The 23,660-nt window shown below is 31.5% G+C and carries 20 protein-coding genes; 11 read left to right on the top strand and 9 right to left on the bottom strand.

The genetic code is table 11. The annotated features are described in order from the left end of the window. Nucleotides 1-12: 12 nt before the first annotated feature. Both feoB and NMK29_RS19655 read left to right on the top strand, forming a co-directional pair. Nucleotides 13-2,109, top strand: coding sequence for a ferrous iron transport protein B (gene feoB, locus NMK29_RS19660; RefSeq protein WP_108803316.1), 2,097 nt, complete (start codon nucleotides 13-15; stop codon nucleotides 2,107-2,109). Between the two features lie 207 nt (nucleotides 2,110-2,316). Continuing rightward, nucleotides 2,317-2,538, top strand: coding sequence for a hypothetical protein (locus tag NMK29_RS19655; protein WP_108803315.1), 222 nt, complete (start codon nucleotides 2,317-2,319; stop codon nucleotides 2,536-2,538). Nucleotide 2,539: 1 nt separating this feature from the next. On the opposite strand, the gene NMK29_RS19650 is transcribed toward NMK29_RS19655, so the two are convergent. The 3 genes from NMK29_RS19650 to NMK29_RS19640 are packed head-to-tail and all read right to left on the bottom strand — an operon-like array spanning nucleotide 2,540 to nucleotide 4,450. Beyond that, nucleotides 2,540-3,463, bottom strand: a complete 924-nt coding sequence (locus NMK29_RS19650; protein WP_108803314.1) for a DMT family transporter — start codon at nucleotides 3,461-3,463, stop codon at nucleotides 2,540-2,542. A gap of 52 nt (nucleotides 3,464-3,515) precedes the next feature. Next, nucleotides 3,516-3,920, bottom strand: coding sequence for a hypothetical protein (locus NMK29_RS19645; RefSeq protein ID WP_108803313.1), 405 nt, complete (start codon nucleotides 3,918-3,920; stop codon nucleotides 3,516-3,518). Nucleotides 3,921-3,931: 11 nt separating this feature from the next. After that, a complete protein-coding gene (locus tag NMK29_RS19640) occupies nucleotides 3,932-4,450 on the bottom strand; it encodes a GNAT family N-acetyltransferase (protein WP_108803312.1) in 519 nt (172 codons plus the stop codon). A 127-nt stretch (nucleotides 4,451-4,577) separates the two neighbouring features. Here NMK29_RS19640 and crtD point away from each other — a divergent pair, with 127 nt between their 5' ends. The 3 genes from crtD to NMK29_RS19625 are packed head-to-tail and all read left to right on the top strand — an operon-like array spanning nucleotide 4,578 to nucleotide 7,832. Continuing rightward, the gene (gene crtD, locus NMK29_RS19635) at nucleotides 4,578-6,059 is read left to right on the top strand and encodes a 1-hydroxycarotenoid 3,4-desaturase CrtD (RefSeq protein WP_108803311.1); all 1,482 of its coding nucleotides are present in this window, start codon (nucleotides 4,578-4,580) and stop codon (nucleotides 6,057-6,059) included. A 3-nt stretch (nucleotides 6,060-6,062) separates the two neighbouring features. Continuing rightward, nucleotides 6,063-6,689 (top strand): carotenoid biosynthesis protein, encoded by a 627-nt coding sequence (locus NMK29_RS19630; protein ID WP_108803310.1) that lies wholly within the window; start codon nucleotides 6,063-6,065, stop codon nucleotides 6,687-6,689. Further along, the gene (locus NMK29_RS19625) at nucleotides 6,690-7,832 is read left to right on the top strand and encodes a lycopene cyclase family protein (protein ID WP_108803309.1); all 1,143 of its coding nucleotides are present in this window, start codon (nucleotides 6,690-6,692) and stop codon (nucleotides 7,830-7,832) included. Nucleotides 7,833-7,838: 6 nt separating this feature from the next. Here NMK29_RS19625 and NMK29_RS19620 read toward each other — a convergent pair whose 3' ends face one another. Both NMK29_RS19620 and NMK29_RS19615 read right to left on the bottom strand, forming a co-directional pair. Beyond that, nucleotides 7,839-8,879 carry a transglutaminase-like domain-containing protein gene (locus NMK29_RS19620; RefSeq protein ID WP_108803308.1) on the bottom strand — a complete coding sequence of 347 codons (1,041 nt, stop codon included), beginning with the start codon at nucleotides 8,877-8,879 and terminating at the stop codon, nucleotides 7,839-7,841. A 73-nt stretch (nucleotides 8,880-8,952) separates the two neighbouring features. Then, the gene (locus NMK29_RS19615) at nucleotides 8,953-9,690 is read right to left on the bottom strand and encodes a TerB family tellurite resistance protein (RefSeq protein ID WP_108803307.1); all 738 of its coding nucleotides are present in this window, start codon (nucleotides 9,688-9,690) and stop codon (nucleotides 8,953-8,955) included. A gap of 210 nt (nucleotides 9,691-9,900) precedes the next feature. Between NMK29_RS19615 and NMK29_RS19610 the strand changes: the two genes are divergently transcribed. Next, on the top strand, nucleotides 9,901-10,311 hold the full coding sequence (locus tag NMK29_RS19610) for a BrxA/BrxB family bacilliredoxin (protein WP_108803306.1): 411 nt from the start codon (nucleotides 9,901-9,903) through the stop codon (nucleotides 10,309-10,311). Nucleotides 10,312-10,317: 6 nt separating this feature from the next. Here NMK29_RS19610 and NMK29_RS19605 read toward each other — a convergent pair whose 3' ends face one another. Next, nucleotides 10,318-10,461: a hypothetical protein gene (locus NMK29_RS19605; RefSeq protein ID WP_159092209.1), complete on the bottom strand. Its 144-nt coding sequence runs from the start codon at nucleotides 10,459-10,461 to the stop codon at nucleotides 10,318-10,320. Nucleotides 10,462-10,815: 354 nt separating this feature from the next. On the opposite strand from NMK29_RS19605, the gene NMK29_RS19600 reads away from it, so the two are divergent. The 3 genes from NMK29_RS19600 to NMK29_RS19590 are packed head-to-tail and all read left to right on the top strand — an operon-like array spanning nucleotide 10,816 to nucleotide 13,255. Further along, the gene (locus NMK29_RS19600; RefSeq protein ID WP_027393224.1) at nucleotides 10,816-11,574 is read left to right on the top strand and encodes a 1-acyl-sn-glycerol-3-phosphate acyltransferase; all 759 of its coding nucleotides are present in this window, start codon (nucleotides 10,816-10,818) and stop codon (nucleotides 11,572-11,574) included. Between the two features lie 10 nt (nucleotides 11,575-11,584). Beyond that, complete coding sequence (locus NMK29_RS19595) at nucleotides 11,585-12,586, top strand: acyl-ACP desaturase (protein WP_027393225.1); 1,002 nt, start codon at nucleotides 11,585-11,587, stop codon at nucleotides 12,584-12,586. Nucleotides 12,587-12,601: 15 nt separating this feature from the next. Beyond that, complete coding sequence (locus tag NMK29_RS19590; RefSeq protein WP_108803305.1) at nucleotides 12,602-13,255, top strand: HD domain-containing protein; 654 nt, start codon at nucleotides 12,602-12,604, stop codon at nucleotides 13,253-13,255. A gap of 157 nt (nucleotides 13,256-13,412) precedes the next feature. Here NMK29_RS19590 and NMK29_RS19585 read toward each other — a convergent pair whose 3' ends face one another. The 3 genes from NMK29_RS19585 to NMK29_RS19575 form a co-directional block, all read right to left on the bottom strand. After that, entirely contained in the window at nucleotides 13,413-13,793 is a 381-nt protein-coding gene (locus NMK29_RS19585) for a hypothetical protein (RefSeq protein ID WP_159092208.1), read from the bottom strand. Nucleotides 13,794-14,031: 238 nt separating this feature from the next. Continuing rightward, the gene (locus NMK29_RS19580) at nucleotides 14,032-15,789 is read right to left on the bottom strand and encodes a helix-turn-helix domain-containing protein (RefSeq protein ID WP_108803303.1); all 1,758 of its coding nucleotides are present in this window, start codon (nucleotides 15,787-15,789) and stop codon (nucleotides 14,032-14,034) included. Between the two features lie 40 nt (nucleotides 15,790-15,829). Continuing rightward, the gene (locus NMK29_RS19575; protein ID WP_108803302.1) at nucleotides 15,830-16,903 is read right to left on the bottom strand and encodes a PA0069 family radical SAM protein; all 1,074 of its coding nucleotides are present in this window, start codon (nucleotides 16,901-16,903) and stop codon (nucleotides 15,830-15,832) included. Between the two features lie 126 nt (nucleotides 16,904-17,029). Here NMK29_RS19575 and NMK29_RS19570 point away from each other — a divergent pair, with 126 nt between their 5' ends. Together NMK29_RS19570 and NMK29_RS19565 are read left to right on the top strand one after the other, a co-directional pair. After that, nucleotides 17,030-18,013 carry a TIR domain-containing protein gene (locus tag NMK29_RS19570; RefSeq protein ID WP_108803301.1) on the top strand — a complete coding sequence of 328 codons (984 nt, stop codon included), beginning with the start codon at nucleotides 17,030-17,032 and terminating at the stop codon, nucleotides 18,011-18,013. 117 nt (nucleotides 18,014-18,130) lie between these two features. After that, on the top strand, nucleotides 18,131-23,656 hold the full coding sequence (locus tag NMK29_RS19565; protein ID WP_108803300.1) for an alpha-2-macroglobulin: 5,526 nt from the start codon (nucleotides 18,131-18,133) through the stop codon (nucleotides 23,654-23,656). Nucleotides 23,657-23,660 lie beyond the last annotated feature (4 nt).

Here is a 23,660-nt window from a genome sequence, read left to right as displayed (position 1 = left end):
GGATTACTTTTTATGGCCAAGCAGATTAAAGTTTCACTTATCGGAAACCCAAATACAGGTAAAACATCTGTTTTTAATTTGCTAACTGGATTAAACCAACAGGTCGGCAATTATCCAGGAATTACAGTAGAAAAGAAAGAAGGAGTCTGTAAACTACCGCGAGGAATTAAGGCTCATATTCTTGATTTGCCTGGTACATACAGTCTTAATGCTTCTTCTTTAGATGAAAATGTAGTTATAGAAATTTTACTTAATAAAAAAGATAAGGATTTTCCTGATGTGGCTGTGGTGGTAAGTGATGTAGAAAATCTTAAAAGAAATTTATTACTATTTACCCAAATAAAAGATTTAGAAATCCCTACGATTCTAGTTATTAATATGGCAGATCGAATGAATAGAAAAGGGATTTCACTAGATATTCCATTACTAGAAAAAGAGTTGAATACTAAAATTGCTTTAGTAAGTGCTAGAAAAAATGAAGGAATAGAGGAACTTAAGAAATTGATTCTTTCATATGCATCATTACCTACTAAGCCTTGTGTCGATGCATTGACTTTTGCTCCAGAATATTTTGATAGACTTAGGAAAGCATTTCCTAATCAATCTATTTATAAACTTTGGTTGGTAATTACGCAAGATGTTAATTTTAGAAAAATTGATAAAAAGAAGCCTGAAGTTCCGCCAGATTTTGAGATCAAATCGGAAAGTGAGCTCAAGCGATTTCAGCAAAAAGAAACTATTAAAAGATATCAATTTATTAATCAAGTTCTAAAAAAAGGATTGATAATTGATGAAAAAGCGGCAACCGGAATACGTGCTCGATTGGATAGAGTGTTAACTCATAAATTCTGGGGATACTTTATTTTCTTCGCCATATTGCTGTTGATTTTTCAAGCTATTTATGATTGGTCATCATACCCAATGGATCTAATAGATGAAGGATTCGCGTGGTTAAGCGAGACTGCAAAATCAGCTTTGCCGTCAGGACCTTTTATAGACTTAATAACCGAAGGTATAATTCCTGGATTAGGCGGTATTGTCATTTTTATACCTCAGATTGCATTTTTATTCTTATTTATTTCCATTTTGGAAGAAAGTGGATATATGAGTCGTGTAGTGTTCCTTATGGATAGGGTAATGCGAAAATTTGGATTAAGTGGAAAAAGTGTTGTTCCTTTAGTTTCTGGAACAGCTTGTGCAATTCCTGCTGTAATGGCTACAAGGAATATTGAAAGTTGGAAAGAACGTTTGATAACAATTCTAGTAGTTCCATTTACGACATGTTCTGCAAGACTACCTGTTTATTTGATCATAATAGCACTGGTAATTCCTGATGAAAAGGTTGGATGGATATTTAGTTATCAAAGTCTGACTTTGATGTTATTATATTTTATAGGTTTTGGTGCCGCTGTAGGTTCTGCTTGGATTTTAAATAAAATTCTAAAAATAAAAAGTAATAATTACTTCGTAATAGAGATGCCAGGGTATAAAATGCCTTTGTTTAAGAATGTAATATTTAATGTTATTGAAAAAACTAAAGCGTTTGTTTTTGGGGCAGGGAAGATAATTTTAGCCATTTCGATTATCTTATGGGTTTTGGCAAGTTTCGGACCTAATGAGAACTTTAGTAATGCAGAAGAAATAGTAACATCTGAGCACTCGAATCTTTCTCAAGAAGAACTAGATCAGAAAATTGCTTCTTATAAATTAGAATATTCTTTTATTGGCTATGCAGGTAAAGCTATTGAACCTATTGTAGCTCCGTTAGGATATGATTGGAAAATTGGAATAGGGATCATTAGTTCTTTTGCAGCACGCGAAGTTTTTGTTGGTACTTTGGCGACTATTTATAGCGTAGGAAGTGATGAGGAAGAAACCATCAAAAATAGAATGGCCTCTGAAGTTCATCCTGTAACAGGAACCCCACTATTTAATCTAGCGAGCGGAATATCTTTGTTACTTTTTTATGCATTTGCAATGCAATGCATGAGTACATTAGCCATCGTAAAAAGAGAAACTAATAGTTGGAAGTGGCCAATGACGCAACTTGTGTTTATGAGTGTTTTAGCGTATGCTGTTGCATTGGCGGCTTATCAGATTTTAAAATAAATAAAATAAGTTTTTGTATCTTTATTCGACTAACAAATTATGAATTTATTTATCCAGAACATATTAGTATTTGTCGTTTTTGCAATAGCAATAGGTTTTTTGATTAAAAAATTTATTTGGAAACCAAAGCCAGTTACTTCAAGCAAAAAGACGCCTGGAAGTTGCGGAAAAAACGGTTGTGGTTGTCACTAATCTATTAGAATTCCGATGGCAATAATAATTATTTTGATTGCTTATTGGTTTGATTATAAGTCGAATAAAAAGCAATTTCTTTCAGATTTAAAAGGAGGGTTGTTTTTTACAGCTTTGTTACTTATTGCCTTTGTACTAGGATATTTTATGTTGAATTTGGGAATTGTCAATGTTGTTTTAGCAATAGGAGTTATAATACCTTTAAGTGTCTTTGTAAAATATCTTACTCGATATTAGTTCACTTTTTTCGTAACCATTTTAGTGAACTATTACTACTAATTAAATAAACACCTATAAAAATTAAAGAACAGCATAACAGTTTTGCTATTGTAATATCTCCTTTATATTGACTGTCAATAATGAAATAGGCAATTCCTGCAACCAACAACATGGCTACTGCGGGCTGTACATAAATATAACTGCTAGAAACTGTAGGTTTTACAAATTGTAAAGCAAACATATTTAATAAATAAGCTAAGAACGTTGGGCCTATGATTACATAACATAATGATATCCAATTGGTCGTTTTATAAGAATTAAAATCTGTTTCTAATAATTGACCAATACAAAATGGAAACATAAAGATAAATCCAAAGAAAAAAGTCCAGATAATAACAGTAATTGGTTTATATTTTTGCATTAATGGTTTCACTAGAACTAAGTAAAAAGCAAATGATAATGCGTTTAAACCTATAAAAATATTTCCTTTTAAAGATCCAGTTCCTAAACCTGAGTTGCCTAAATATATTAATAATACTGCACCACCACCTCCAATACATATACCTAAAACACGAGATAAAGTAAGAGGCTCTTTTAACAAAAAATAACTAATAATCACTGTAAAAATAGGCATGGCAGTAACGATGATAGCGGCATCTACAGGAGATGTCAAACTTAATCCATTCATAGAGAAGAATTGATTTGTTGCTACCCCCAAAAGCCCGCAAAGTGCTAATCTTGGAATATCTTTTTTCTGAGCCTGTTCTTTTACAAAAAACTTTAAAATAAAGAATAACAATGTAGCTCCACTAATTCTTAGAAATACTAAGGCAGATGCACCTATTTTATCAGGCATTAAACCTTTTGCAATAAGATAATTTGCTCCATAGATCATATTTACACTTAATAATGCAATATGAGCTTTGGCTTTATTAGAAATCATTTGGCAAAGAAACTAAATATAGAGATAAGTATTCTCATGGTTTTAGCACTATTTATTTAACCAATAGTTCTAGATAGTAGTTCGAGGGATCTATTTTTTCAGAATTAATTGGATAAGGACTTAGATTGTGACAATAGACCGTCTTCTCCAATGACTTTAATAGTTCTTTTGATTTAATAGGAGCCTTGATTAAGATTTCTTTTTCTTCTAAAAGTGTATCGTTTTCATAGAGACCAATCAAAATTTTTGCTTGTCCTGCCCATACACAGGATACTCCTTTTGGGCAACGAGAATCTTCTAATACTTTTATAAAATGTATACTTTTATTTCCAAAATTAGCTTTTTTGCCAGTTTTTAATTTGGTAACTATTTGGGGAGTTTTTACCTTTTTATTCGTGTCTTGATCCTTTAAGAAAATAGGGCTGAATATTAAAAGTAGATAAATGAATTGTTTCATTATGAGGGTTTTTATTCTTGATTTTCACTTAATATAAAATATCTGTGTTCGTCTAAAGTTTTACCATTTTTTATAATTGCTTTTCGAAAAACCCCTTCTTTACTATACCCGTTTTTTTCTAACGTCCGCATAGAGGCAATATTATTTTCGAAAACACCAGCATAAATTCTAGTTAAATTTAATTTTTTTAATCCATACTGGGTTATTAGCTTCACAGCTTTTGTGGCTATTCCATTTCCCCAATATGGTTGACCTATCCAGTATCCTATTTCTGCACTTTTTCTATAAACATCATTTTGTAAGATTAGACTTATTACACCACATAATTCATTGTTACATTCAATACCAAAACTTTGTTGAGGATCCTGTGTTTGAGTAAAATTAATGAAAGTTTCGGCGTCACTTTCTGAGTAAGGATAAGGGATATAATCTCTAAGATTATTCCAGATATTCTTATTGTTAGCCAGCTTTGCTAGTTCTAATGTATCGGATAATTCGAGTTTTCTAATTTTGATTTTTTGATTTTCCACACTAATAAATCTATTTGAAATGATTTAATATAAGTACGTTTAAAATTAAAGATATATAAAAATCCATACTAAATTGTGGTAATTGTCTTCGCTTTATGATTTTTCATAATATCTTTATGCGCATAATATGTCAAACAAGAAAGCAATAATTATTGGATCTGGTATTGCCGGTTTAGCATCCGCAATCCGTTTAAGCGGTCAAAATTTTAGTGTAGAGGTATATGAAACTAATTCTTATCCTGGCGGAAAATTAGCCGAAATTCATAAAGAAGGATATCGTTTTGACTGCGGACCATCCTTGTTTACAATGCCTCAGTTTTTAGAAGAGTTGTTCGCTATCTCTAAGAAATCAATTTCGAATTATTTTGAGTATTCCAAAAAAGAAATAGTTTGTAATTACTTTTATGAAGATGGAACTAGATTTACAGCGTTAGCTGATATTAAAAAATTTGCAGAAGAAGCAGAAAAGAAGTTTGAAGTAGAAAGGGATCAGATTTTTAAATATTTTAAATCTAGTAAGCAAAAATATGACTTGACCTCTACTTTATTTCTAGAAAAATCATTACATAAATTATCAACATATCTGTCTTTGGACACTATAAAAGCTATTATTAGAATTAATAACCTAGGAATAGATAAGAAATTACACAGTTATAATGATGAAATATTTAAGGATGCAAGATTGGTTCAGTTTTTTGACCGATTTGCGACTTATAATGGATCGTCTCCTTATGTTACGCCTGGAATTATGTCTATGATTCCTCATTTAGAACAGTACTACGGAACTTTTTTTCCAAAAGGAGGAATGTATAGTATTACAAAAGCTCTTTATCAATTAGCGATTGATCTTGGTGTAAAATTTCATTTTGAATCAGAAGTAGATCAAATAGTTGTTACAAATAAAAAGGCAACAGCAGTAGTTGTTGATGGTTGTCTACAAGAAGCGGATGTAATCATATCCAATATGGATGTAGTTCCTACTTATCGTAAACTACTTCCTAATGAGCAAGCACCTGAAAAAACTCTGAAACAACCTAGATCAAGCTCCGCGTTAATTTTTTATTGGGGGATTAAAAAAGAGTTTCCTGAATTGGATTTGCATAACATCTTTTTTTCGAAAGATTATAAAAAGGAATTTGAATATATTTTTGAAAAAAAGGAAGTATATAATGATCCAACCGTTTATATAAATATTACTGCTAAAAATGAACCAAGTGATTCTCCAGAAGGGTCCGAAAACTGGTTTGTTATGATTAATGTTCCCAGTAATGAAGGACAAGACTGGAAAGAAATAATACAACGGTCTAGAAAAAACATTACAGATAAATTGTCAAAATTGTTAAAGGTAAATATTGAAGAGCTAATAGAAACTGAGGAGATTTTGGATCCTAGAAGTATTGAAAGTAAGACGCAATCTTATCAAGGAGCATTGTATGGTTCCAGTAGTAATAATAAATATGCAGCTTTTTTAAGACATCCTAACTTTTCGAAAAACATTAAAAATCTTTATTTCTGTGGAGGAAGTGTGCATCCTGGAGGAGGAATCCCATTGTGTTTATTGTCTGGTAAAATAGTTTCTGAGTTAATTGAGAAAGATTTTAAAGAATAAACTATGCGTCCAGAAAGAAAACTTCTTATATCCATAATTTTAATTTGGTTGTTTAATATTTCAGGAATAGTTGGAATTCTGATAGGATATGAAAGTTGGTTCTTGCCATTAACGCCTCTCAATTTACTATTGTATTTAGGTTTAATGGTTTGGAATTCTAGAATTGATAAAAAATTGATTTTAGCATTATTAATTCCTTTTGGTATTGGAATGATTACGGAATATTTGGGAGTGAACTACGGATTAATTTTTGGGAACTATCAATACGGTAATAACTTGGGAAGTAAAATCTTAGGAGTGCCTTGGATTATCGGTGTAAACTGGGCATTACTAGTATATTGTACAGCAGCAATATCAAAAAAGATACACACAAACATAGCTATTTCTTCTTTTATTGGTGCGGTGTTGATGGTGGCATTGGATATTATCATCGAAGTTTCTGCTCCAAGATTTGATTTTTGGGAGTTTGAAGGGCAGATAGTACCAATTCAGAATTATATTGGATGGGTTGTAGTTTCCTTTGTTGCACATTTTTTATTTCAAAAAGTATATAAAACTTTGCAATACACGATTTCGGTTCATATTTTCATTGCTATATTTATCTTTTTTACCACATTCTTATTTTACTAGATGCAGAAATATGATTATATTATTACAGGTACCGGAGCATCAGGTTTGATATTGGCTTATTATTTAATTAATGACACTTTTTTTGATCAAAAGAAAATATTGTTAATTGATAAAGAAGAAAAAAACAGAAATGACCGTACTTGGTGTTTTTGGGAAGAAGGAAAAGGAACTTGGGATTCTGTTGTAAGTAAAAAATGGATTAATATCTTTTTCGGGAGTACTGATTTCTCAGATACAATAGATATTTCTCCATATCAATATAAGATGATTCGGAGTAAAGATTTTTACAATCACGTTTTTAAACAATTAAGTAAAAAATCGAATATCACTATAGTACAGGAGACCGTAATAGGATTTGTAGATGAGGGTAGTATAGTAGAGGTAGAGACTGATCAAAGAATGTATTTGGGCGGTAAGGTTTTTAATAGTATACCATTTTCTAAACAGTTTAAAACACAAAAAAAATACCCTTTATTAAATCAACATTTTATAGGATGGTTTATAAAGGTAGAAAACCATACTTTTGATAGTCAGATAGCTACCTTTATGGATTTTGACATTGATCAAAAAGGGAATACAAGATTTATGTATGTATTGCCGATGTCTAAAACAGAAGCTTTGTTTGAGTACACCTTGTTTTCTAAAGATCTTCTTTCTAAAGAAGAATACGAAAAGGAAATTAAAGCATATTTACATGCGACCGGGATTAAAGAGTATAGTATTATAGAAAAAGAAATAGGATGTATTCCTATGACCTCGTATGAGTTTGGAAAACAAAATTCTAGGAACATCATTCATATCGGAACGGCTGGTGGATGGACAAAAGCTAGTACTGGATTTACTTTTCTGAATACAGAAAAAAAGGTAAAAAAACTCATCAAGTTTCTTAAAAGACGCGGGGATTTATCCAAATTTGAGAAACGAACTAAATTTTGGTATTATGATTTATTCTTTTTAGATCTATTATCAAAAGAAAATCAGAATGGTGCTATTTTGTTTTCACGATTATTCGGAAAAAATAATACATATAAAATCTTGAAATTTTTAAATGAGGAAACCTCATTGATAGAAGATCTAAAGATAATGTCAACAATGCCTACTAGTAAATTTCTTAAAATGGTCTGGAATCGATTGATTAAGTAGATTTGTTTATTCAATTTTAAATCCTACCATAGGAATCTCATTTATAAATATAACAAGCTCTTTTGCATTAGGGTGTGATAAGTCTACATTAAAACTAATTTTCCCGTCATTATATGCTATTTTTCCTTTGTAATTGAATTGTTGATTATTAACCAAATAAACAATCGAGTGCACAGGTTGATCGTATTCTATAACGAACTCTTGAATTACGGCATCTCTTTTTTTTAGGATTCCTGTTAATGGAGAAATTAGGCTAAAATCTTTTGACTTTTCATGTTGGTAAAATAATGGAGCTTCAGAAAACTCTTCTTTACTAATATTATCTACTAACAAGCTGTTTTCATAAAAATTTGGATAATGCCCTTTAATAAAAACTTCGGCTGGCGTACCGAAATAGAAATAATTAGGTTCTTCGATAAATTCTTGTGTATCGACATCGTAATATCCTGTACTACCCCAGGTAGCATCTATTAAATACTTTTTAAAATCTATTTCAATAATATTCCAGGCGTGATCAGAGCGGTATTCTTTTCCAATATGATGAATTTGATTTTTACCATTTCCTAATACATAGAAACAAATGATTCCAAGGTGATCACAGACATCTTTAAAAAGTTGGGTATATCCTTCGCAAACTGCTATGCCACTGGAGATAACACGTTTTGATATTTTTTCTCTATATTTTTTTTCTGTCTGTAGGTGCTTTTTAGACCCTGATTTATCTCTATGATAATCTATATAATTGGTAGAACGAAAACTAGGAAAGGGGTTGTGTTGGACTGATTTATAAGAATTAGCATAATCAGTGTAATATTTTCCAGATTCCTTATAATCATAGGATATGTTTTTTGTAATCCAATAATACAGGGCTTTGGCCTTATCTATTTCCGAATCAAAATCCTTGGAGATCTGTTCTGCAAGTTTTTTAGGGGTTTTATATTTTTTAGGGTATAAATGTACAATAGCCTCAATTCTATCAAAATCTTGACTGTAGGATTGACTAGCAGATAATAGGCTTAATAAAATAAATAATACTAGCTTAGGCATATTGTTTTTAGCATCAAATATTAAACCAAATAATATACAACTATTAGTTTTATTCTGAAAGGGAAACGGATGATTATGTTAGACCACGTTCTTTTTGGATCTGTTCATAAGCCTTTTGTACTTCTTTAAATTTTTCTTCTGCTCCTTTTATGTGAACAGGATCCATATGTTGTACTTTATCAGGATGGTATTTTTTAACCATGGTTCGGTATGCCTTTTTTATTTCGGCGTCAGTAGCTGTTTTTTCAACTTCAAGAATTTTATAGGCGTGATTTCCGGTCTTAAAGAACATGGCTTTGATACTTTCAAAATCACTAAAATTTATTCGCATAAATCCAGCCATTTTCTGAATTTCTATCGCTTCAGCGTTACTCACACTACCATCTGCATTGGCAATTCCGAATAGGAAATGAAGAATCTGTAACCTTGCAGCATAACGAGTACGCTGAGTAAGAAACAAACAAATGCGTTGGGCAGAAATTTCTCTGTTTTTTATAATTTCATTAAAGGTTCTAAACGTGGCATTAGCACGCTCTTTTCCATAAGCGCTTACGAAATACTGACGAACATAATCTAGTTCTGTTTGATTTATACGACCATCAGCTTTTATTACAATAGAAGAAAGCGAAAGTAGATTTAATTCAAAATCTCCAGGACTTACTTTTTTTTCTTGGGTGAACACTTGAGTAAATCCTCCACTTCCTTTACTCTTGGTAGTAGTATCTAACAAACTGCCTAGTATAAAACCTAATATGGCTCCTGGAAATCTAAAAAAGATACCTCCTAGTAAAGCAGCAATCCATTTAATCATTCATAGTCAATTTTGAGGGTGTAAAGATAATTGAATTATTTACACAATTTAAAGTATACTTAATTAGTACCATATTCATTAAAAATGTTACGGAAAATGATTTATTAGATAGTTATAAAGATGTTTTACGACTACTTGGCAGTCATATTGATATGGTACATTATTTGTATCTTTGTATCAAAGTTTTAAATAAAAAAATAGTTAAGAAATATGTATCCAGCAGATTTAGTAAAGCCAATGCGTGAAGACCTAACAAATATAGGTTTTGATGAATTACAAACAGCAGCTGATGTAGAAGCTGCGATTGCAAAAGAAGGAACAACTTTAGTTGTTGTAAATTCTGTTTGTGGTTGTGCTGCGGCTAATGCAAGACCAGGAGCGAAAGCTTCTTTGGTAAATGATAAAAAACCAGATAATTTAGTAACAGTTTTTGCAGGTGTAGATCGTGAAGCTACTGATAAAGCACGTGGATATATGATTCCATTTCCTCCATCATCACCTTCAATGGCATTATTTAAGAATGGAGAATTAGTTCATATGTTAGAGCGTCATCATATCGAAGGTAGGCCTGCTGATATGATTGCAGAAAATCTTAAAGATGCTTATAATGAGCATTGCTAGTATGATTTAGATAAAATAAAAAAATCCGGTTACTAACCGGATTTTTTTATTTCTTTTTTTAGCAGGATTGGCAATTACCATCTTCACTGCTTCCTTGTTCATTTCCGCCACCATTAGCGTGTCTACCACATTGACATCCAGTTCCTCCATGTACTTATTTTAATACATTTTTAGTTAATAATTTAGCTTCTTATAGTTTTAAAATTTTGTATAACATACTGTAAATTTTAAAATTTATATAATGCTCAGAACAATTATAGACATACAAAGCCTATGTTTATTAGTGATTATTTCCCCAAAGGTGTTACCTAAAATTTTAAAAATAAGTTTTATTTAAGTAGTGTATGACGTTTTTTTATTACGTATTATCATCAGAAAAACCTAAAAATTTTCAAGAGTAAATAGAAAGTTCGCTGATTGATTTGATTTTAGTTCTTTAAACTGTTGCTAAACAAAAAATAATATCAGACCTTGCACTGCAGTAACACAAGTCAAAATTATTAATTGCTAAGAGAAGTTATGGGGGCATTAAAAAGGATAATTTCATATCCGCTTTCGATAGTTTTCTATTTATTTTTTGGATTAACATTAGTAGTTTTTCATCCCTTACAATGGTTGGGAGTTAAACTGGGCGGAGCAAAAGGACACAGAGGTGTGGTTAATTTAATGAACCTTTGTCTGCTTCGTTGTTTACACGTTTTAGGAGTAAGAATTAGCTTTAAAAATTCTTTTAAATTACCTAAAAATCGTTCCTTGATTATTGTATCAAATCATCAGAGTATGTTTGATGTTCCTTTGATATCTTGGTATTTGCATAAACATCGACCAAAGTTTATCTCTAAAATGGAGTTAGGAAAAGGAATCCCGAGTATTTCTTTTAATTTAAGAAATGGAGGTCATGCTTTAATAGATAGAAAAAATGCGAAACAATCGATACCAGAAATTTCTAGGTTTGGGAAGTATATTGCCAAAAATAATTTTTCAGCTGTAATTTATCCGGAAGGAACTAGAAGTAGAAATGGAAAACCTAAAAGTTTTGCCCATACAGGATTAAAAATATTAATGAAAAATGCTCCTGAAGCTTTAATAGTTCCGGTAACTATTAATAACAGTTGGAAGTTGGTTAGATTTGGTAATTTCCCTATGGGAGTAGGAATACATCTTACTCTAGAAGTCAAAGAACCTATAAATTCAGAAGGAGTTACTAAAGAAGAAATACTAGATATTGCAGAAAAGAGAGTAATCTCTACCATAAAAACGTAAATAAGTAGTCATGGCTATAGATAATATTAGATTAGAAGTAATGCAATTATTGGAAAAGAAAATAGAATCTTTTATCGATAAATTTTTGATTCCGATAGATAAAGTATGGCAGCCAACAGATTTTTTACCTGATTCACAAAATGAAGATACATTTTTTGATGAGGTAAAGGAGTTAAGAGAGTTGGCAAAAGAACTTCCATATGACTTTTGGGTCGTTTTAGTTGGAGATACGATTACAGAAGAAGCACTTCCTACTTACGAATCCTGGTTAATGGATGTAGAAGGAGTAAATCAACATGAAGGAGAAGGTGGAAATGGCTGGTCTAGATGGGTACGATATTGGACTAGTGAAGAAAATCGACATGGAGATACTTTAAATAAGTATTTGTATTTGTCAGGAAGAGTAAATATGATCGAAGTTGAACGTACAACGCAACATTTAATTAATGATGGTTTTGATATCGGAACGGATAGAGATCCTTATAAAAACTTCGTTTATACTAGTTTTCAAGAGCTAGCAACTAATATTTCGCATACTAGAGTAGCAAAATTGGCAAAAGGGTATTCTAACAAGTCTCTAGCTAAAATGTGTAAAATTATTGCTGGTGACGAGATGCGTCATTTTAATGCGTATAGCGAATTTGTAAAAAACATATTCGAAGTAGATCCAAGTCAAATGATGGTTGCTTTCAGTGATATGATGAAGCATAAAATTGTAATGCCAGCCGTTTTTTTAAGAGAGTCCGGAAATACTATAGGAAGTGCTTTTGAAGAGTTTTCTAATGCTGCTCAACGAATAGGAGTATACACTTCTCAGGATTACATCGATATTATGCAACGTTTGATTGACAAATGGGAAATTGACAAGCTTGTGGATCTTACTGATGAGGCAGAAAAAGCACGAGATTTTGTAATGAGATTACCTGCTAGAATGCAACGTATTAGTGAGAGATTAGTGATTCCAGAAGAAGTTTTTGAATTTAAATGGGTGCAACCTGCTTTAGTGAAATAAATTATTTCTGTGTATATGACTAAAGAGCAGATTATACATAAAACTGTTGATTTTGTAAAGAATACGCTAAGGGATGCTGAAGGAGGACATGATTGGTTTCACATCGAACGGGTTTTTAAAACATCAAAAACCATCGCTAGAAGTGAAAAGGTAGATGTTTTTATAGTTTCTCTGGGAGCATTACTTCACGATATCGCAGATTCTAAATTTCATAATGGAGATGAAACGATTGGTCCAAAAATAGCAAGGAATTTTTTAGAAAGTCTTCAGTTAGAAAAAGATATTGTTAATCACGTAGTACTTATTATTGAAAATATCTCCTTTAAGGGAGGCAATACGAAGCAGAAATTTACATCCCCAGAATTAAATGTTATACAAGATGCAGATCGCTTAGATGCTATTGGAGCCATTGGAATTGCCCGTTGTTTTAATTATGGAGGATTTAAGAATAGAACGTTATATGATCCCGAAATAGTGCCTAACTTAAATATGACCAAAGAAGAATATAAAAGTTCTACTGCTCCAACTATAAATCATTTCTACGAGAAATTGTTATTGCTTAAAGATAGAATGAATACGGAAACTGGTAGAGAAATGGCAGAAAAAAGACATCTCTTTATGGAATCATTTCTAGAAGAATTTTTTAAAGAATGGGAAGGCAGACATTGATGATTTATCTACCTTCTTTGTATTCCAAATGCTCGTTTTTTGATAGAACTTGATTGTTCGTTTTTTGATTATGCGAAAATGCTGATTACAAATTCAACTATAAAAAGGAAATAGTTCAAAATAAAGTCGATTAATAGTTTTGTTAGTGCTATCATGATTAGTGATTTATGTTTCCGTTACTGATTGTTACTAGTTTTGATGAATTTCGATTGACAAACTCTAAAGTAAATCTGTCGATTTCTTGATACCCATCCACTTTTTTGATTAATAATTTATTGATTCTGTTCGCTTCAGTGGTTAAATCAGAATATTTACAATTTTTTAATTCATACTCTGCGGTCTCAGTAGAAATTCCCCCTTCTGAACTTGCCAAGCCTTTTACATATAAAAATTGTTTTACCTGATCACAGTCGCAATGAGATTGTAATACCTTTAGAATAGCGTTTGATTTATCTTCTACCTTATTTCCAACATACATGGCATAAACTAAAAATCCCGCTAAAATTCCAATAGAAAATAGAACAAATTGTTTTTTCATTTGACTTTGATACAACCACTGTTTTAATTGATTGCTTGAACAAATTACTTTTAAAAAAACAGTAATAACAAGAGGAGTAAACCCAATTTAAAGAAAAACGGGTGTTGTTTTTTATAGTAAACAATTGATATTCAGTTATTTAAATAAAAATAAGAAGCTTGATTTTCAAAAATTGCTGAGAGCCCTATTTTTATAAATTTAGGGTAATTTGTTCATTGTTTTTGTAAAAGTTAATGGGTCAATTTTTAGAATTTAATTGTTTCACATAGAAAGATGGGAGTAGTCCTGTGTGAATTTTAAAGTACTTAGAAAAAGAATCGGCACTTTTATATCCAACATCTTTAGCAATCGATTTAATAGAATATGATCTAAATTTAGAATCGTTTTTAAGTCGAACTATTGTATAGTTTATTCTTAGATCATTGATATAGGTGTTGAAATTCTTATTAAAGTGGGCATTAATTACTTTAGATAGGTAAGAAGTATTTGTATTGATCTTCTTGGCTACATTATATAGATTGCAATCTGTTTTAAGATAATATTCTTGGGATTCTATTTTTTTTAATCCAATAAGTATTTGTTCATATAAATCATCACTTATATCTAATTCACTGGATCGGGATTCTAATTTTTTATCTTTAGTGTCGATAATGGGGTCGTTAATTGCAAGGTCATTAACAGTTATTTCCGAAGTATTTGCTTTTTCTTTTCTTTCAATTTCAGCGAGTAATGTTTCAAACTTTTCTTTGTTCTTTCTCTTTGTTTTCTGAAAAAAGAATGTTACCAAGATAAGTCCAAAAACTACAATAACTAATCCAATCTGAGAATAGGTGAGTTTGCTTTTTTGTTTCTTTTTTTGATTTTCGAGATCGTTTATTTCATTTTGAAAATCATTCATGGTTATGTCTTGAACCTTTCTAGATGCTAATGATCTCTTATTATTGAGTTTACTTAAACTTAAAATATGTTTTTCATAATACGAATTAGATTTTTTTAAGTCACCATCCATTTTATAGGCTTGACCAAGTAATTTATAACATTTGCTTATTTCGTCAGAGTTACTATATTTCTTGGTAAGAATTTCTTCAGATTCGAGTAATACTTCAATGCTTCCTTTGTATTCTTTTAAATCTAGTTTACATTCTGCGAGTAAATTGAGAATTTTTCCTAGAAAGATAATATCATTTGCCTTATAGCACAGCTCTTTTGCCTGGTTTAAAAATGTAAGCGCATTGGTATAATCCTTTTTGTTTTTATAGATAATACCTCGATGCATTAACAGGTCAATATGTATATTATCAACTTTTACTTTTTCAGTATACGATAATCCTTTATTGTTAGCATATAATGCAGAATCTAGTTTATTTAATTTTATATAAGCTTCAGAAATTCGAGCATTAAATAACATGATCCCTATATTAACTCGTTCCTGACTTCTTTTATATGGGTTTATTAAAAGTTCTTCTTCGCTATCTTTTAGTTCTTTAAGAGCAGTCTTATAATCACCTGTTCTTAGTTTTATAAATGCAAGGTTAGTTTTAATTACAGACATGAAAGAAGGATTGTTAATCTCTTCTGCTTTAGATAATGCTTTTGAATAAGTAGAACTTGATTTATCATACTCTTCTATATCAAAGTAATGATTTCCTTTAAGGTTCATTATCTGCACCTGTTCCTCGAACATTTTATTTTGGAATGCAATAGAAGAAGCATTGTCGAGATATTCGATAGCTAAATTATTATTTCCAGAATTAAGATTGGCAATGCTTAAACGTTCCAGAGCGTTTATCATTCCTTTTGGATCATCCTTATCAAAGGCTATTTTGTATAAAATATTACTTAAGGAAATGATTTCATCTATTTTACTTTCATCAAGAGCTTCTAACTGAAGACGAATATCTTCTTCATTCTTTGTAACAATAATATTCTCAACCTGAGAAATTAAAGTATTACAAAACAAAAGAATAGATAAGATGAATAAACGATGCAATCTCATATAAGCTTAGGGTGAAGGACCAAAAATAACCAAAATAGTGTCAAAATAGCTTTAATTGCCCATCTTTATGAGAATCATGCAAGTCACAATTCAAAAGAATATTGTTTTTTTTGGTAAAGTATTTTTTCCTAGCAATGGTAAACATTTGATGGATCTGATCAGCTATTTTACCACTTCCTTTCATTCTTCTACCAAATTCGCTGTCGTTAAGGTTGCCATCATGACATTCCATAATTTGGTGTAATATCTTATCTTTTTTATCAGGTAATGTATGCTCTAGCCATTTAGTAAAAATTTGACCAATGGAACCATTTAGACGGACAATTGTATAACCAATACTTTTTGCCCCTCTATTAGATACTTCTTTAGAAAGAGCCAGAATTTCGTGGCTGTTTATGGATGGGATAATAGGGGCCATCATAACATTAGTTGGAATACCCAATTGATTTAATTTCTCTAAAGCTTCTAATCGTTTTTTTATACTTGCTGTTCTTGGTTCCAGTATTTTTCTAGTAGATTCTTCTAAGGAAGTGATAGAAAGAAAAATCGATACAAGATTATCTTCTGCTAGTTTAGAAAGGATATCTATATCTCTTAAAATTAAAGCGTTTTTTGTTATAATGCCTACAGGATGCTTATATTTTAAAAATATCTTAAGTAGTTGTCTTGTTATTTTAAGTTTTTTTTCTGCTGGTTGATAGCAATCAGTATTTCCTGAAAGAGCAATAGGATATGCTTTCCAATGTTTGCTTTTAAGTTTTTTTTCTAATAATTCTGGAGCATTTTTTTTTACTAAAATTTTACTTTCAAAATCTAGACCTGCTCCATATCCCCAATACTCATGTGAGTTTCTGGCATAACAATATACGCAACCATGTTCACAACCCTGATATGGATTGAGTGAATATAGCATGCCAACATCCGGACTACTTACTTTATTGATAATAGTCTTAGGAAAAGTTTCAATGAATGTTGTCTTGTTATTTTGAATCGGTTCACCTTCTTTTTGCAGATAGTTGAGAAAGTCATCTCTTAGTTCATAATGATTGGCAGAAAAACGATTATGAATTTTTTCCTGAGCGCCTCTTCCTGTTATAATTCTTTTTGGTTCCAAAAGCTTTGATTTTTACGGTTTAAAAGTAAAACTTTTGTTGGAATATTTCCAACAAAAAATGGAATATTTCCAAATAAAGAAAGTAATTTTGTATAAGTCAGTTTTAGGTTAAAAAAATAGTCAGTGATGAAGAATAGAAGTTATGAATATGATGTGGCTTTATCTTTTGCAGGAGAGAATAGGGCGTATGTAGAGAAGGTAGCGAATAGCTTAAAAACAAAAGGAGTTAAAGTGTTTTATGACTTGTTTGAAGAGGCTAATTTGTGGGGAAAGAATTTATATGAGTATTTGTCAGAAATTTATCAGAATAAAGCAAGGTATACAGTGCTTTTTGTATCCAGTTTTTATAATAAAAAATTATGGACGAATCATGAGAGAGTTTCGATGCAAGCAAGAGCTTTTCAGGAGAGTAGGGAATATATATTACCTGCTAGATTTGATAATACAGAAATCCCTGGAATTCTTAAAACTATCGGTTATATTAATCTGGAAAATAGAACTCCAGAAGAATTAGCCGTTCTAATTGAGAATAAATTAAAAAAGGATCAAACTTTTTTAAAAAACCGATGGTCGAAACTCTCTACCATGATTAGCCCCAAACCGTTTATTTTTACAATTAAGGTAGTTGATGAAAAGTCGCAACTGATTAAGCATGCGAAGGTAGTTTTAGTAGCAAACAATTCGACATATCTCGAAGGATTTACAGATGAGAATGGTCTAGCTCATTTTGTTATTAGAACAAGAAAATTATATACAGTTCTTATCGCCCATTCAGAATATCCAGCGGTGGTTTTTAATAGTATGAACCCAAAAGAAGATGTAGAAGTTACTATTGAAAAAACTAATAATTCAGGTTCGATTATTATCAATAAATCAGGACAAATCCCTGGGATTTCTGGTAAAATAGAACCTGTACTAAAGTCTGATAAGAACTTGTCATTGTATGCGGATAATATTGCTATTGAAGGAGGAAAAGATCAACCCTATGATTTTGAATTAAATAAATCAATTGCTCTAGAGGATAATAAGGGTAATATTGTATACTTAACGTTTAGGTTTTTTCAGGCAAGAATTGCTTTAATTGATTTTTATAAAGACAGAAGTATGTGAGCATATTTGAAGAGAAAATGGGGTTTTTATACTTAAAATGCAAAAAATCACCATTTTCAGGGGATCAGTACGTGTAAAAATGTCTTACATTTATATGGTCAACTAAAATCATTCAACATGCGATCATCACGGATTCTATGCTTCTTCTTACTTGCTACGATTATATTTTCTTGTAAAAAGAAAGATGCTAAATCATTAGCTGAAGCAAATGCTTCAGAACTAAATAAATATCAAGATTATGTTTCAGACCTTTCTACTGGTGTAATTTCGGTATTAGATAATGTGTATGTAGTGTTGCAAACACCTGTTGAAGGTTGGGATGATAATCAAGAACTTTCTGATAAAATCCTTTCAGTTTCGCCGAAAGTAAAAGGAAAAGTATTTGCTGTTAATAATCAAACTATAGCTTTTAAACCAGAAGACGGTTTTAAAGAAGATACGGAGTATACCTTTACATTGAATTTAGAAAGTTTGGTTAAGGATCTAAAAGAAGACTTAGATGAAGAGTTTGTTTTTAGTGTTAAAACATTAAAGCAACAGTTCTCAGTGCTAACAGAAAATCTTCAATCCTATAGTAAAGATTGGCAATATGTAAATGGTACCATTACGGCCAGTGATCAATTAAGTTTTGAAAAGGCAAAACAACTAATTACAGCTACTCAGAAAGGAAAAAATATTCCAATTAATTTTGGAGAATCATTAGATAAAAGTCGTCAGTTTAGTTTTAGAATTGATAGTATACAAAGATTTGAAGATGATTCTGAGGTGACTGTAAAATGGTCTGGAAAATCAGTTGATATCGATACGGAAGGTGAAAACACATTGAACATTCCTGGGAAAAATAATTTTTCTGTAATAAGCGTATCTGTTTCCAATTTTGAAGGACAATATGTAGAGATTAATTTTTCTGATCCTTTGGAAAAAAATCAGAATTTTGATGGTTTAGTTGCTATTGAAGGAACAAAAGGGCTAAAGTATACTGTTATAGGTCAGAATTTAAAAGTGTACCCAAAACAAGAACTAAAAGGAACATTAGAGGTAACCATTTTTGAAGGTATTAAGAGTATAGATAATTATAAACTTAAAAGTACCTATTCGGAAAACATTTCGTTTCAGCAACCAAAACCAGAAGTCAGGTTATTACAAAGCGGGGTTATTTTACCAACTTCAGAGAATCTAAAATTTAATTTTGAGGCAATTAACTTGCGGGCAGTAGAAGTACAAGTAGTTAAAGTGTTCGAAAATAATGTACTTCAGTTTTTGCAAAATAATGATCTTAATGGAGCAAGTAACTTAAGAAGCGTTGCTCGACCAATCGCTAAAAAACTAATTAATCTGCAAGAAAATACATCTTTAAATTTAAGTAAATGGAATGCTTTTGCAATAGATCTAAAAGAACTCATCTCGCCTGATCCTGGAGCAATTTATAGAATTGAGTTAAAGTATAGAAAAGCGTATTCTCTTTATAAATGTGACGGTGCAAGTGCAGATGATACTTCAATCAATGAATTATCAGAGAATTATGATAGTGAAGAAGAGTCTAGTTTTTGGGATAGCTCACAATATTATTATGAGGATTATTACGATTATGATTGGAGTGAAAGAGATAATCCGTGTAGTAATTCTTTTTATAGGAATAAGAAAATAGCTGCTAATGTACTAGCTTCTAATCTAGGAGTAGTTATAAAAAAGGGATTGAATAATTCGTATATGGTAACAGTGAATGATATCATTACTACAAATCCAGTTCCTAATACCAAAGTTACTTTCTATAACTATCAACAACAAGAGATTGGTGTTGCTACTACAGATGCGCAAGGTATGTCTGGATTTGATGCAGACAAACAAGCGTATTTTGCGATTGCTCAATCTGGAAAACAACAAACATATGTAAAACTTAATGACGGGAATGCACTATCTGTCAGTAAGTTTGATGTTTCTGGAGTACGATTACAGAAAGGTATTAAAGGATATATATATGGTGAGCGTGGTGTATGGCGACCAGGAGATACCTTATTCCTTTCTTTTATGCTTAATGATAATGCTAATAAATTACCAAAAGGACATCCTGTAAAATTTAAATTAAAGGATCCTTATGGAAAAGTAATTTATCAAGAAACTAAAACAGAAGGAGTAGGGAACTTTTATAAGTTTAGTGTAACAACTTCTGATGAAGCACCCACTGGAAATTGGCAAGCTCAGGTAAATGTAGGAGGAGCGAGTTTTTCTAAAGCTTTAAAAATAGAAACTATAAAACCAAATCGTCTTAAAATAAAAACAAGTTTTGATGATGAGGTATTAGGAGCAAATAAAAGTATCAATGGAGATTTAGAAGTGTTGTGGTTACATGGTGCAGTAGCTAAGAATTTGCAAACAGATATCAATGTTCGTTTTAATTCCAAAAGAACAAGTTTTAAAGCATTTCCAGGATATATTTTTGATGATCCTTCAAGAAGATTTAGTAGTGAAGAGTTAGAAGTTTTTAATGGTAAGATTTCTGGAGAAGGTAAAGCCAGTTTTTCCATAAAACCTAAATTAGAAAATAAAGCTGCCGGAATGCTACGAGCATCATTTATAACTAAGGTCTACGAAAATGGTGGTGATTTTAGTACAGATGTTATTTCTAAAGATTTTTCACCATATGATACGTATATAGGACTGAATGTTCCCAAAGGCGATAAAGCACGTGGAATGTTGCTAACAGATACGACACATAATTTTGAGGTAGTTTCCGTTGATAAAGAAGGAAAACCTAAATCGGTAAAAGACCTAGAAGTATATGTTTATAAGGTGAACTGGCGATGGTGGTGGGATACCTCAGAGGATAATCTTTCTTCCTACAATCGTGGATCGTATCAAAATGAAGTATTTAAAACTAAAGTTTCTACGAATAGTAAGGGACAAGCCAATTTTAATTTTGAAATTAAGCATCCAGAATGGGGTAGATATTTAGTAAGAGTAGTAGATCCTAATGATGGGCATGCTACCGGAAAAGCGATTTATATCGATTGGCCTGGTTGGGCAGGTAGAGCTAACAAGAATGATCCATCTGCTGCTACGATGCTTATGTTCTCAGCAGATAAAAACACATATAATGTTGGAGAGACGGCTACAGTTACATTTCCTTCTAGCGAAGGAGGAAGAGCTTTAGTAACTGTAGAAAACGGTACCGAAGTACTATCTTCTCTTTGGGTTACGCCGCAAAAAGGAGAAACTAAATTCGAATTGCCTATTGATGATATATATACGCCAAATGTATATATACATATAACATTATTACAAGCTCATAATGCAACTGCTAATGATTTACCAATTCGACTATATGGAGTTATTCCAATTTCTGTCGAAAATCCAGCTACTAGGATTGAACCAATAGTAAAGATGCCTGATGTGTTGCGCCCAGAAGAAACTATTGATGTTAAAATTAGTGAGACAAATGGTAAAGCAATGACCTATTCTATTGCGATTGTAGATGAAGGTTTATTGGATCTTACTAGATATAAAACACCAAATCCCTGGAATACATTTTATGCTAGAGAAGCATTAGGTGTGAAAACCTGGGATGTGTATGATGATGTTATTGGAGCATATGGAGGAAGTATTAATCAAATTTTTAGCATTGGAGGTGATGCAGAAGCAGGAGGAGGAAAGGCTAAAAAGGCGAATCGATTTAAACCAATGGTTGTATATAAAGGTCCTTTTGAACTGAAAAATGGAGAAACAAAGTCTCATAAAATTAAAATTCCTAAGTACATAGGTTCTGTTAGAACTATGATTGTTGCTTCTGATGCTAATAATGCTGCCTACGGAAGTACAGAGAAAACAACACCAGTAAGAAAACCATTAATGGTGCTAACATCTATTCCTAGAAAAATAACTCCTGGTGAAAAAGTTACCATTCCCGTCACAGTTTTTGCGATGGAAAAAAAGGTAAAGAATGTGAATGTAACTTTAAAACCTAATAAAGGATTTACGGTAATTGGAGAGCCTACGAAACAGATTTCTTTTGCTCAACCAGATGAAAAGATGGTGTATTTTGATATAGAAGTAATCGATGGCGAATCTATTACTGATATTGAAGTAGTAGCAAGTGGTAACGGAGAAAAAGCTTCTTACAGTATTCCAATTGATATTATTAATCCTAACCCTATGACTACAGAGATTACCACTATAGTTTTAGAACCAAATAGTCAACAAGAAGTAGATTTTACATCTTTTGGAGTAGATGGAAGCAATAGTACTACAATTGAATTATCTTCTTTACCACCAATGAATTTTGAAGGTAGATTAAAGTATTTGATACGTTATCCTCACGGATGTGTAGAGCAAACAACTTCTGGAGCATTTCCGCAGTTATATTTAAATGATGTATTTACATTACCTTCAGATAAAAAGAAAAAGATACAGCGTCATATGGAAGCTGCTATTTATAGATTAAAAAGTTTTATTCAGCCTAATGGAGGGATGTCCTATTGGCCTGGATATAGTAATTCTAATGATTGGGGAACAACATATGCGGGACATTTCTTATTAGAAGCTAATAAGAAAGGATATGTATTGCCTATTGGATTTAAAAGTAATTGGATTAATTATCAGCAGCAACAGGCTAAACGTTGGAGAAGTGGTGGTAGTGATTTAGCGCAGGCATATCGACTGTATACTTTAGCATTAGCTGGTAGTCCAGATTTATCCTCTATGAATAGATTAAGGGAAACATCGAATTTGTCTAATAATGCAAAATTAAGATTGGCAGCTGCCTATGGTCTTATCGGTCAGAAGAGTGCTGCAGATAAATTATTGAATAGCGCTAATATCGATTTTCAGCCAAGGAAAAATCATTATTATACATATGGGTCTACTAATCGAAACAGAGCAATGGCTTTAGAGACATTAGTATTATTGGATGAAAAAATAAAAGCACAAAAGATAGCAGAAGAATTAGCTAAAGAGTTATCTTCTAAGCAATGGATGAGTACCCAAACTACTTCTTATGCTTTAATGGCAATGGCTAAATATGCTGCTTATGTAGGTGGAAAAGGAATCGATGTAAATTATACACTTAATGGGCAATCTAATAATGCCAATACAGATAAAACATTGCAGTCATCTGGAGAGTTGTCTATTATTAAGAATAATAAATTACTACTTAAAAACAATAAAGACAATACTATTTTTGTACAGTTGGCAACAAGTGGAATTTTACCAGTAGGGCAAGAAAAAGTAATACAAAGTAATTTTAAAGCTATCGTAGATTATAAGAATCGAGATGGAAAAATTATTGATGTTACTCGATTATCACAAGGAACGGATTTTGTTGCAGAAGTAACTATAACTAATACTTCTGGAAGTGAAGTGAAAGATATAGCGCTTACGGAGATTTTTCCTTCGGGTTGGGAAGTTGTGAATACACGATTTACAGATTTTGGTTCATTCAGAAGTAATAAAGTTACATATACGGATATTCGTGATGATCGTGTTAACTTTTATTTTGATTTAAAACCAAGAGAAAGTAAAACAGTAACTTTATTGTTAAATGCTTCTTATTTAGGAAAGTATTACTTACCAGGAATTCAATGTGAGGCAATGTACGACAATGATTATCTTGTACGTACTAAAGGGAAATGGATTGAAGTTATAAAGTAAATAT

The sequence above is a fragment of the Aquimarina sp. Aq107 genome (assembly GCF_943733665.1).
In the GTDB taxonomy this organism is placed as follows: domain Bacteria; phylum Bacteroidota; class Bacteroidia; order Flavobacteriales; family Flavobacteriaceae; genus Aquimarina.
This window is presented reverse-complemented; position numbering and strand designations above follow the sequence as displayed.